Genomic DNA, 11686 nt, shown 5'->3' on the forward strand with positions numbered 1-11686 from the left:
GTAGGAAAGACGGAGTCTTTTAAGATTGAAGAAAGCAAAGAACATGCTGTTCACCACCTGTGCAGGTTGCTTTCTTGTGAAATCATAGGATGGGGGATCATCATTTTGAAAAAAACCGCTTCGCTGCTGGCCTTTACGTTATTGGCCAGTTTGACGCTTCAACCTTCTGACGGATATGCCAAGAGTAGCATCAGCGATATTGACCAACAGATTCAGCAACTGGAGAGCAAGGCGGCTTCTGCCAAGCAGGAGCAAAAAAAAGCGGCTTCCAACAAAAAGGAAGCACAGCATTACAAGAACAAAACCAACGCTTATCTGAAGGTTGTTATGGAACAGATCAATGTCGTTAGTGATGAACTGGCGAGTGTATCCTTGCAGATCGAGAACACGGAGGAAGATCTTCGTACAACGAAAAAAGATCTGCAAGCGGCAGAAGAACGCATTGTTGCAAGGGAAAAATTGTTGGAGTCACGCGTGCGCCTGATGTATACGGACGGTGCTGTATCCTATCTGGATGTATTGTTGTCCTCTACTAGCTTCACTGACTTCCTGACCCGTGCGGATTCACTCAAAACGATTGTGGATCAGGACCAGCATCTGCTGGATGAGCACAAAGCGGACAAGCAACTGGTTGTGGACAAAAAGGCAGAATTGGATGTGCAATATGCGGAAGCCAAGAGTCTGTATGCACAGAAGAAACAGCGCAAGTCCCAATTGAATGAAAAAGAAGCGGAAAAGCAAGTGCTTCTCGCTTCATATGATGCTAAAATTGAAGAGTCAGAAGAGCTGACACAAGAGCAGGAAGATGTATTAATGCAGATTGCCAGCAAACGTTCGGCACTTCTTCAAGAGAAAAATAAATTGCGTGAACAGCAGGCAGCCGCTGCAGCCAAAGCAAAAGCCGCGGCAGCAGCCCGGGCGAAAGCTGCAGCCAAGGCACCAACCAGAGTGAGTTCGGATAGCAGCAGTGAGGTCACGTATTCATCCGGGAACGGTATCTTCTCAAGACCGGTATCTGGAGGACGTATTTCTTCTGGATTCGGTCCCCGTACCCATCCAATTACGGGCGTAGTGGGTAAGATGCATGCCGGTGTCGATTTTGCTGTTCCTCAGGGAACTTCGGTTCACGCTGCTTCTGGCGGAATCGTGATCATGGCTGAATGGTATAGCGGTTATGGTTATACGGTTATTGTGGACCACGGCGGTGGACTATGGACGTTATATGGTCACTTGCGCGAAGGTGGATTCAAAGTCAGCAAGGGAGACACAGTAAGCAAAGGGGATACCATTGCGGAGTCAGGAAATACAGGGAACTCTACTGGACCTCACTTGCACTTTGAAGTGAGAGACAACGGTAACGCTGTAAATCCGATGAACTATTTGTAATTATTGCTCCATCGTTCGAATGGAAAAAACATATTCCGTACAAGCTAGACATATAATAAGCTGGCATGTTCAGGGAATGGATTCTGGCAACAATGGAATCGGACACGCTTCAAAACTAAAGGCGGTGACAAACGGATGATGAAGAAAAGATCGGCGCTACTGCTTGTCATTGTGGGTCTCCTTGGCGGTAGTTTACTAACCCTGGTATTAATGACGTATCCGGGAATAGCGAGCCAGGCCACACCGGGCGAAGGTTTGCTGGCCAGTGTAACCGGTAATACACAGCAGAAGAACGATTTGAAGAAGATTGAAACCGCGATGGATTTGATCTCAAGCAACTATTATAAAGATGTGGATCAGACCAAATTGATTGACGGTGCGATCAACGGCATGATGGAATCACTTGGTGATCCGTACTCCAACTATATGGGGCAGGAAACGGCTGCTCAGTTTGAAGAGTCGATCGAAGGTTCATTTACCGGTATTGGCGCAGAGGTATCCTCTCAGGATGGAAACGTGGTTGTTGTTTCCCCAATCAAAGGATCCCCTGCCGAGAAAGCAGGTATTCGTGCAAAAGACATGATTATGTCGGTCAACGGTGAATCCCTGCAAGGTTTGGAACTGAACAAGGCTGTTAACAAAATCAGGGGTCCCAAGGGCAGTGAAGCGAAGGTACAAGTTAAACGTGCTGGATCTTCAGAACTGATTGAATTTGTCATTGTACGGGACGACATTGATCTGGAGACCGTATATGCTCACATGGAGGATGGCGGAATTGGCGTTATTGCCATTACCCAATTCTCTCTCAATACAGGCGATCGCTTTAAGGAAGAATTGGCGAAGCTTGAGAAGCAGAACATGAAAGGTCTGGTCATCGACGTACGGAATGACCCAGGCGGTGTATTGCAAGTTGTTATTGATATTGCTGAACAGTTTGTTCCCAAAGGCAAGGTTATTGTGCAGGTTGAAGACAAGAACGGCAAAAAGGAACAAAGCAAGTCCAATGGATCAGCCAAAGCTTACCCAGTCACAGTCCTGATGAACAAAGGCAGTGCGAGTGCGTCGGAGATTTTGGCCGGTGCATTACAACAGTCAGCAGGTGCTAAGTTGATTGGTGAAAACTCCTTTGGTAAAGGAACCGTCCAGACGAGTTATGACAAGCAGATGGGTGATGGCAGCTTGCTGAAGATCACTATTGCCAAGTGGCTCACTCCGAACGGAGACTGGATTCATGAAAAAGGAATTAAACCGGATATTGCGGTAGACCAGCCGGATTATTTCTCGGTGGCACCGATTAACAAAGAGAAGTTACCACTGAAATATGACAGCAATAGCTCGGATGTGAAAAGTGCGCAGACGATGCTGAGAGGACTCGATTTCAAACCGGATCGTGTGGATGGATACTACGACCAGAAGACGGAAGAAGCGGTCAAGGCATTCCAGAAGCAAAAAGGTATTCAGGCTACAGGCCAGATTGACGAGAAAACCGCTGAATCACTGGAAGCGGCTCTGATTGAACGTATTGCCAATCCTCAATATGATGCACAGCTGAAACGCGCGATCGAAAATGTCTCAAAGGATATTTCGTCCGCTGTGTCGAAGCCATAAAGAAGGCTGATTTTCAGCCTTCTTTTTTTCTGAACCGGCTGAAAGAGAGGGGTGACCGACCACAATGGAATGGGTATGGCCGTGGTTAACTACATTAGGGGAAGCTTTGTTGCAGTTGTTTATTCAGCCGTTTTATTATATTGCGGTGATCCTGATTGCGCTGATCTATCATCGTCAGTTACTACAGGAGCGTAAATTGTTTCATGTCCGTTTGCAAAGCTCGATAACACAGACGATTCGTGCGGTGCTCGGAGGCATACTCATCGGTACCATTGTCTCGATCGTGTCCCTATTCCTCGGTGCACACCTTACACTGGGAAGCCTGATATGCATATGGGCTGCAACATTAATTCTATCCTTATTCCGTATCCGGTATCTGTGCTTTGCTTATGCGGCCGGGTTACTGGGTGTGCTGCAATTTGGTTTGAATGTGGCTTCAGGCTGGCAACCATCGGGTTGGATGGGCACTATCACGGAAACGCTACGTACCCTGGATATGCCTGCACTGCTTGTCCTGGCTGCCCTTCTACATATGGGTGAAGCCTTGTTGGTACGCATGCAGGGGGTATCGATGGCATCACCACTTCTCTTCGAGGGAAAACGCGGGAAACTGGTTGGGGGATATCAACTGCAGCAGTTCTGGGCCATTCCTCTACTAATTCTTGTTCCAGTCACAGGAGGTGACGCGGAGCTGATATGGAATCCACTGATGAATGCAGGTCATAGTTACATGCTGGTTGCGTTGCCGATTATGCTCGGATTTGGTGAGATAACGCAGAGTATGCTTCCGGGACAAAAGGTACAGATCTCATCCAAGCGGTTGATGATATACGGGGCAACTTTGCTCGTGTTCAGTTTGCTTGCTGCATGGTGGTCTCCACTCATGGTGGTTGCTGCGCTGATTGCATTTATTGGACATGAATTTCTGGTATGGTACAGCGCGTTTGAAGAGCAAAACCGCAGTCCGGTATTTGTCCATCCGCAGCATGGGTTGAAGGTATTGGCTGTTATTCCGGAGAGTCCTGCTGCAGATTTGGGGATTGAAGCAGGTGAGACATTGTACAAGGTGAATGGTAAGTTGGTTCATTCACCGGAAGAGTTACATCGTGCCCTGCGGATGAACCCGGCTTTTTGCAAACTAGAGGTTCGCAATCACCAGGGTGAAAGCAAGTTCATGCAACGAGCGATCTATGAAGGGGAGCATCATCAGCTTGGGGTCATTATGGCACCGGACAATCACGAGGTTTGGGCGATTCGGTTACGTCCACTGACGTTGTTCCATATCATCAACCTCAAATTGTTTGCCCGTCTGAAAAAACCACTCAGGGACGAAGCTCCCTTGGCGTTACCGCCAGCCCCTGTGGGCAGTGATAAAGGGTCCATAGAGATGTAACAACTAAGCATACGTGATGAAGTATGTTGCATAAATAAAACAAAGAAAAAGGTATTTCCTAACGCCGTCACAGGCAAGGGAAATACCTTTTTTTGTTATTGTTTTAACATAAAGATGGCGATCTGGGTCCGATCACGCAAGCTCAGCTTGCCGAGAATATCCGTGACATAGTTTTTGACCGTGCCTTCACTGAGGAATAATTTGGCGGCAATTTCCTTATTGGATAACCCCTCCGATATGGCCTCGGCAACCGCCAGCTCCATACGTGTCAGTCCATAGGCTTCGATTGGGTTCTGTGTCAGGGGAATCGCAGCAGGACGAAGAAGGCCTGCCAATTTGCGGGCTATATCCGGATGGATTAACATATCGCCGTTATGTACGGTCTTGATGCCTTGAATGATCCGTTCGGGGGGGACGTTTTTGAGCAAATAACCGCTTGCTCCATTCTGTAATGCTTGAATAATATACTCATCGTCGTCAAACGTAGTTAGCATGAGCACCTGGATTTCAGGAAAACGTGCCTTGATGCGTTTGGTACCTTCAACTCCGTCACATTCCGGCATCCGAATATCCATTAACACCACGTCCGCAGGCGTTCCTGCTTCAAGCAATTCCAACGCTTCCTGCCCATTTGAGGCCGTGCCTGTAACGCGAATGCTGGAGTCCAGTCCGAGCAGCACTTTCAGGCTCTCACGAATGAAGTAATCATCGTCAGCGAGAATCAGCCGAATAAGTGGAGGTTGGGCTGAATCATTGTTTTGGTTCACATCATTACGTTCGGACATGAGAACATTCACTTCCTTTTTTCAGAGTATATCCATCTGGTTTGTTAATGGAATGCGTGTAATCACTGTATACGGATAAGCCGATTGAATCTCCAGGACTCCTCCCACCATTTGTGTGCGCAGAAGCATCCCTTCCTGTCCTATGCCATTTCGCTTGGAAGAATGAGGATTGATTTTGCCATCATTACTTACACTCATACACACTTCCTGATCCCCGAATACCAACTCCAATGTGATCGAAGAAGCATTTCCATGTCGCAGGGCATTGGTCAGGGCTTCTTTGGCATTTTTGAACAAAACGATTTGTATGCTGGGATACAGCACATGGGATGAGCCATGAACTTTATAATTTGTCTTCACGCCGGTATCTCTACCCACTTCCTCTAGGAGACGATCCAGGGCGTAGGCTTCGGATGCATAGGAATTAGGTTGCAGTTTGTGTAGTGTGCTGCGCATATCATCCATACTATCGGCCAATTGATCGCGAATCTGTCTCACCATTTCCGTTCCTTGTTCCATACTCAGGGGGAGGGTCAGCAGGGCGGCTTCCGACATCATTTTAGTGCGAATCAGTCGATGACCGATATCGTCATGAAGCTGTCTGGAGATACGGGTACGTTCCTCTGCCTGAGCCACTCCTTCAAGTTGCTTTGTAAATAACAGCAGCTGCGCACGAGTTTCTTGTAGCTCGTAATGTTTGCTGCGAAGTTCGTCATAGACTTGTTCCAGTTGTCCACGGCTGCTCGCCGTTCTTGATCCCTGCCAAGACAGAGCTGCTGTGATGAGCAGAAGCAGGTTGCCAAGAACCATCGAAGTTGTCTCTGCGGAGAGTAATGTAGTGGCGGTTGTATTTAGTGTGGTTAACCCTCGCTGCGATGCCTCTGGGACAGAATAATGCCAATGCAAAGCGACATTGTTAGCGACAAGCTGAATTGCAAACATCAACCATCTGCGACTTCCCTCCAGTCTGTATATATACACGTAGAGCACGGATAGAGAGAGGAAAAACATAAATGGTCCATATGAAGCAATCAGCCAGCAGTTCCAGAGCATTTCGGTCAGAAGCAACAGCCATTGCTGTGTACTTGAACGGTTAAAATCTTTCCACACGGAGAGTCCAAGCGCGATGATGATATATAGGGTGTAGACGGCTTCGTTTTCCAAGGGCAGCACCAACATGTACAGCACTGCTGGAACGATAATTAATCCGTATTGCAGAAACCGCATTGGCATATGTAAATGACATCCTTTATATAAAAAGTGGAGTAGAAAATCTCTTGGTAATGCGCCCTTGATTATACCATAAGCAGCATTCGAATCAGGAGATGACTTAAGTCACCTTCGATTCATGACTTTTTGTACCTTCGCTACAGATTGCGATCCGTTACAATAAAATTATGAAATCCAGCGGCGGAAGCCGAAACGGAAGAGGGGCGTAAAAAGGATGGGTATACTTGAAGTGGATCACGTTGTGAAACGATATGGCAGCAGGCTGTCTGTGGATCATTTGAACCTTAGTGTTGGCAAAGGCGAGATTTTTGGATTGCTCGGTCCCAATGGAGCAGGAAAAAGTACCACCATCAGCATGATTGCAGGGCTCCTGAATATGGATCAGGGTGAAATCAGATTAGATGGTATATCGGTCAAGGAGCGACCGCTTGAAGTGAAACGCAAGATTGGACTAGTGCCGCAGGATCTGGCTTTATACGAAACCATGTCTGCTGCGGAGAATGTGACCTTTTTTGCCAGACTATATGGACTGCGTGGGAAATTGCTTAAAGAAAGAGCGCAGGAGTCTCTTGAATTTGTAGGGTTGCAGGATAAAGCAAAGGATGCCCCCTCGACCTTCTCTGGCGGTATGAAACGCAGGTTAAACATCGCATGTGCGATTACACATCGCCCGGATCTCATTATCATGGATGAACCGACAGTTGGCATTGATCCGCAATCTCGAAATCATATTCTTGAATCGGTACGGACACTCAACAAGATGGGTTCCACGATCATATATACAAGTCATTACATGGAGGAAGTGGCTGCGATTAGTCACCGGGTTGCGATTATGGATCAGGGACGAATCATTGCCTGTGGGACTGAAGCAGAGCTGAGAGAACGTGTAGCATCGGAGGAAAAAGTAGTGCTCTCCACTTCCGGTATCGGTACCGATGTCGTGGAAGAACTGAAACTTCACCCCCGTGTGCGGATGGTAGACGTTTCAGAGAATACACTGACCATTACGCTGCCTTCGGCACAGCAGGATCTCCAGGATCTGCTCTTCATTTGCAGCAAACATGAAGTATCCATTCAGTCGCTCAAGGTCGAAGAGCCAGATCTGGAAACGTTGTTCCTCAATCTGACCGGGCGTACGCTTCGGGACTAGGGGGAGCAAGAGATGAATATATGGCATATTTGCATCTTTGAATTAAGGCGTATTCTTAAGATTCGATCTGTGGTGTTGAACCTGTTCATTCTGCCGTTGTTACTGATTTTTATATTGGGCACGGCACTTTCCAGTACAATGGGTACGGCGGAGGATGTTGTTCCCGATACTGTACGTGTGGGAATCATCCATTTGAGCACTGAATCTGGCGGAGGATCAAGTACGGTTAATCAAGCACTGGATACATTCGTGAATTCCCCGGCGGTAGCTGAGTTGGTCAAGGTGCAGAACTTTACGACTGAAGAAGAGGCCGTTCATGCGTTGCGTACCGACAAGCTGGACTTTGCTGTAATGATTCCTTCGGATTTTGAGCAAAACGTGATGATGGGGAAAGAGGCCAGGTTACAGTGGATACGAGGAAAGGACAACACACTTAATACCTTGGGTGAAACTTTATTCACACGTTTTACGGATGAATGGAACCGACAGATGGCGATTACCAAAGTGCTCGGTCCGGAAGTAATTGCTGCCATGTCCTCTGCTTCGGAGTCTGGTACGGCGAATTCAACCTCGATTGCTGTCACTAATCCCGGTAAGACAGGTACGTCGTATAGTGCCTCCCAATACTATGCAGCTTCCATGTTGGCGATGTTCATGTTGTACTCAGGCATGACAACCAGTACCAGCCTTTTTGGAGAGCGTGATAACAAAACGTTAATTCGCCTTCAGGCTGCGCCTATAGGTAATGGAGTTATTTTCGCTGGCAAAATTGCAGGTAATAGTCTGCTCTCTTTCTTACAAGCAACAACGATCATCCTTATGACATATTGGCTCTACGGTGTGGATTGGGGAACCCATCCTTGGTATATTGTGCTGACTTGTGTATGCATCACATTGGCATCCATGACTCTTGGCGTGATTGTGGCTTTGGTTTGCAAAAGCACGGCATCGGCCAGTGCAACCTTACAAGGTATCATCGTTGTCATGACATTCATCAGCGGTGGATTCATGCCCATTCCGATTGATTTTGTACAACGGCTTAGCCAATTTACGGTTAACCACTGGGCGCTCCAAAGTTTTCTGAGAATGATGCTGGATGCACCTGTAGCAGAGATTGTGTATAACATTCTGATGTTAGGCGTGGTATGTGCTGTATTACTGTTCATCTCAGGAATGATCTATAGAAAGGCAGGATACCGATATGAATAGTCTACACATCGCCTGGTTGATGATTAGACGTACACTTGGCCGTAAAATGGGCTTCATTACGTTCCTGCTTCTGCCTTGCCTGGTGGTTACAGGAGCGGTTGCTCTTTTTGGAAGCGAGCAGATTACACGTACTGTTATTCCCTATGTGAATGAGGATGGAGGGGTGGCAGGGACATGGATGATTCATGAACTTGCTGGCAAAGAGGAGTATCTGCTCAAACCGATGACAAACGAAGCAGAAGTGAAGGAAGCCATCGCTCAGCAAAAAGGAAGTTCTGGCATCATCATTCCGGCACATTATACGGAGGATCTGTTACAAGGAAAGCCAACCGAAATTCAATTGGTGGAACTGCGTATAAGTGAAAGTTCCTATACCCTACGAGCAGCAGTTGAAGGTTTGACGAGCGGATTGTTACAATCTGCTTCAGCTGTTAAGGTGGCGGCAGGTCCTGTCTCAAGTGAGACAGATATACTATCGAGCACACAGAAGCGGTTTGAACAGCTTTTACAAGAGATAGGAAAACATCAAGTTGATGGTGAAGTCACCGATCTGCAGATCTATCCCAAGCCAGGCCTGAACAATGTGACTGGATTTACGATTATGTTTATGATGGGGCTGCTGACCAGTGCAGTGGCTGTGATCATGGAAGATCGCAGGAAACGTACGATGGCCAGAGTATATACGGCACCCGTCCGTGCATATGAGATTGCGCTTGGTAATTTCCTCGGTAGCTTTGTCATTGGCATGATTCAGATTGTGATGGTTCTAGGAGTCAGCAGGTGGCTGTTGCATTATGATGCCGGCATTCCTTTTGGCATTCATTTTATCATCTTGGCCGCATTCATGCTGGTCTCCATGGGGATCGCAAGTACGGTTGCAGGATTAATCCGTAATCCCAAAAATGCCAACATGCTGAATTCACTTGTCATTATGCCAACCTGCATGATAGGTGGTTGTTTCTGGCCGATCTCGTTGATGCCGGATTATATGCAAAAGCTCGCCAACTTTGTTCCACAGAAATGGGCGATTCAGGCAGTGGAGACGATCTCTGCTGGTGGTACATTGTCGGATATCACATTGCCATTATTGATTCTGTTTGGCATGGCTGCCATTTTGCTGACTGTTGGCTCTGCGATTCTACGCCCTAGTCAGCCAGGAGTAGAGGCATAAGGTAATACGACATAAAAGAAAGCACGCTCTGCTGAATTGAATTCAGTTAGAACGTGCTTTCTTTGCATAAGGAATGATGCATTATGTGAGATATTGATGATTAAGGTTGGAGTTGACGCAGGACCGTTATTTCAACCCGACGGTTCTTTTGTCTTCCGGCTGCTGTGGTGTTGTCACCCGTTGGGCGAGTATCCGCATATCCGGCATACTGGAATCCGTCCGGGTTAAGTTTCTCTGTATCCAGAAAAAATCGTAATACAGACAGTGCACGTTCCCCGGAAAGCTGCCAGTTATCGGTATAGGCGGAGTTTGCTCCCACAGGAACATTATCGGTGTGACCCTCAATGCTGACAACGGTATTTAGATCACGGAACAGGCTGGCAAGTTTACTGAGCGTTGGTGCTGCACCGTCCTTTAGTGCGGCCTGTCCCTGATCAAACAGGAAGCGGTCACTAAGTGTAATGGACAGGCCCTGTGGCTTGTCCGCAACAAAAATCTGATTTTCTAGTTTATTATCCTCGATATATTGGGTAATCACATTGAACAGATTTTGCAATTCCTGTTCCTGTGATCTGAACTGTTCTTCCCGTTCTGTGAGGGGCTTGTTGTCATCATCTGGTGTTGCAGTCCCGGAATCGGGAGGGTTTCCTTCACCTTTTGAAGGATCTTCACCCTGAACCTCGGATGGTGGAGTCTCTGTAATCGTTTGACCGGGTTTCTCACCGAGTCCCTCACCAAGCTCAAGGATAGAGTCGGACGCATTGAATGTATTTTGTAACGATTGAGTAACGACGTCATATTTACCGGAATCCAGATTGCTCATGGCATACATGATGACAAAAAAGATTAAAAGCAGAGTTATGAGATCGGCATAAGTAATCATCCAGCGATCCCGATGATCGATAGTTTCACGTTTTCCGCGCCGTTTACTGCGCCGACTCATCCAATCCCTCCTTTGCTAGGGGGCGTATATGCTGACGATGCGTGAGGGTGAAGGACTCCAGTCTTTTGCGTACAAGCTGGGGATTCTCACCGTTCTGAATGGCAAGTACACCTTCGAGAAGCATTTCCATGGTCTGCACTTCATCGGCACCTCTGGATTTGATCTTGGAGGCAATGGGCAAAAAGATAAGATTGGCACTGGCGACCCCATACAGGGTTGCGGTAAAGGCAACAGCAATGGCAGGTCCGAGTCCGGTTGGATCGGTCAAACTGCCAAGTACCTGAATAAGTCCCATCACGGTTCCGATGATCCCCATGGTTGGAGCGTACCCACCAGCGGATTCGAATATTTTGGCATAACCCTCATGTTTTTGTTCAATGGAGTCAATCTCCATCTCCATGATCTGGCGAACCACATCCTGATCGGTACCATCAACAACCATCTGAATACCGTCTTGCAAAAATGGATGCGGATGATCTATAACCTTGCGTTCCAATGCAAGTACACCTGAGCGGCGTGCGATTGAAGACATCTCCACCAGTTCTTCAACCCACAAGCCTGAATCATTATTGTTACGTCCAAAAGCCATACGCAGGGCAGCTGGAATCGTACGAAGGCGGTGCGCCGGGAAACTGGCAACCACAGCAGCAATCGTTCCACCGAATACAATTAAAGCAGCCGTTTTTTGCAGGAGACCAGACAATTGGCCGCCTTCCCACAAAAAACCGCTAATGACTGCGGCAATTCCGGCAATAATACCGATAAGTGTCGCAATATCCATAAATTAACCCACTCCAATCTTCATTTCACG

General features: G+C 47.4%; 10 protein-coding genes. 6 read left to right on the forward strand and 4 right to left on the reverse strand.

Annotated elements, in window-relative coordinates; genetic code table 11:
* The first annotated feature begins 105 nt into the window (after window positions 1–105).
* From PAEAM_RS17825 to PAEAM_RS17835, 3 genes are all read left to right on the forward strand, one after another.
* Window positions 106–1386, forward strand: coding sequence for a murein hydrolase activator EnvC family protein (locus tag PAEAM_RS17825; RefSeq protein WP_100528450.1), 1281 nt, complete (start codon window positions 106–108; stop codon window positions 1384–1386).
* A gap of 135 nt (window positions 1387–1521) precedes the next feature.
* Window positions 1522–2994, forward strand: coding sequence for a S41 family peptidase (locus PAEAM_RS17830; protein WP_036612405.1), 1473 nt, complete (start codon window positions 1522–1524; stop codon window positions 2992–2994).
* 64 nt (window positions 2995–3058) lie between these two features.
* Window positions 3059–4387, forward strand: coding sequence for a PDZ domain-containing protein (locus PAEAM_RS17835; RefSeq protein ID WP_100528451.1), 1329 nt, complete (start codon window positions 3059–3061; stop codon window positions 4385–4387).
* Between the two features lie 95 nt (window positions 4388–4482).
* Here PAEAM_RS17835 and PAEAM_RS17840 read toward each other — a convergent pair whose 3' ends face one another.
* Together PAEAM_RS17840 and PAEAM_RS17845 are read right to left on the reverse strand one after the other, a co-directional pair.
* Window positions 4483–5172 (reverse strand): response regulator transcription factor, encoded by a 690-nt coding sequence (locus PAEAM_RS17840; RefSeq protein WP_100528452.1) that lies wholly within the window; start codon window positions 5170–5172, stop codon window positions 4483–4485.
* Between the two features lie 21 nt (window positions 5173–5193).
* The gene (locus PAEAM_RS17845) at window positions 5194–6405 is read right to left on the reverse strand and encodes a sensor histidine kinase (RefSeq protein WP_100528453.1); all 1212 of its coding nucleotides are present in this window, start codon (window positions 6403–6405) and stop codon (window positions 5194–5196) included.
* A gap of 211 nt (window positions 6406–6616) precedes the next feature.
* Here PAEAM_RS17845 and PAEAM_RS17850 point away from each other — a divergent pair, with 211 nt between their 5' ends.
* From PAEAM_RS17850 to PAEAM_RS17860, 3 genes are read left to right on the forward strand one after another with little or no spacing between them, the layout of a single operon-like run.
* Window positions 6617–7552 carry an ABC transporter ATP-binding protein gene (locus PAEAM_RS17850; RefSeq protein WP_100528454.1) on the forward strand — a complete coding sequence of 312 codons (936 nt, stop codon included), beginning with the start codon at window positions 6617–6619 and terminating at the stop codon, window positions 7550–7552.
* A gap of 12 nt (window positions 7553–7564) precedes the next feature.
* On the forward strand, window positions 7565–8761 hold the full coding sequence (locus PAEAM_RS17855; protein WP_100528455.1) for an ABC transporter permease: 1197 nt from the start codon (window positions 7565–7567) through the stop codon (window positions 8759–8761).
* Window positions 8754–9932 carry an ABC transporter permease gene (locus PAEAM_RS17860; protein WP_100528456.1) on the forward strand — a complete coding sequence of 393 codons (1179 nt, stop codon included), beginning with the start codon at window positions 8754–8756 and terminating at the stop codon, window positions 9930–9932. Before PAEAM_RS17855 ends, PAEAM_RS17860 begins: the two co-directional genes overlap by 8 nt.
* A gap of 100 nt (window positions 9933–10032) precedes the next feature.
* Here PAEAM_RS17860 and PAEAM_RS17865 read toward each other — a convergent pair whose 3' ends face one another.
* Together PAEAM_RS17865 and PAEAM_RS17870 are read right to left on the reverse strand one after the other, a co-directional pair.
* On the reverse strand, window positions 10033–10875 hold the full coding sequence (locus tag PAEAM_RS17865) for a flagellar motor protein MotB (protein ID WP_100528457.1): 843 nt from the start codon (window positions 10873–10875) through the stop codon (window positions 10033–10035).
* Window positions 10859–11656 carry a flagellar motor protein gene (locus PAEAM_RS17870; RefSeq protein WP_100528458.1) on the reverse strand — a complete coding sequence of 266 codons (798 nt, stop codon included), beginning with the start codon at window positions 11654–11656 and terminating at the stop codon, window positions 10859–10861. Before PAEAM_RS17870 ends, PAEAM_RS17865 begins: the two co-directional genes overlap by 17 nt.
* Window positions 11657–11686 lie beyond the last annotated feature (30 nt).

The sequence above is a fragment of the Paenibacillus sp. GM1FR genome (assembly GCF_002803315.1).
Taxonomy (GTDB): Bacteria; Bacillota; Bacilli; order Paenibacillales; family Paenibacillaceae; genus Paenibacillus; species Paenibacillus amylolyticus.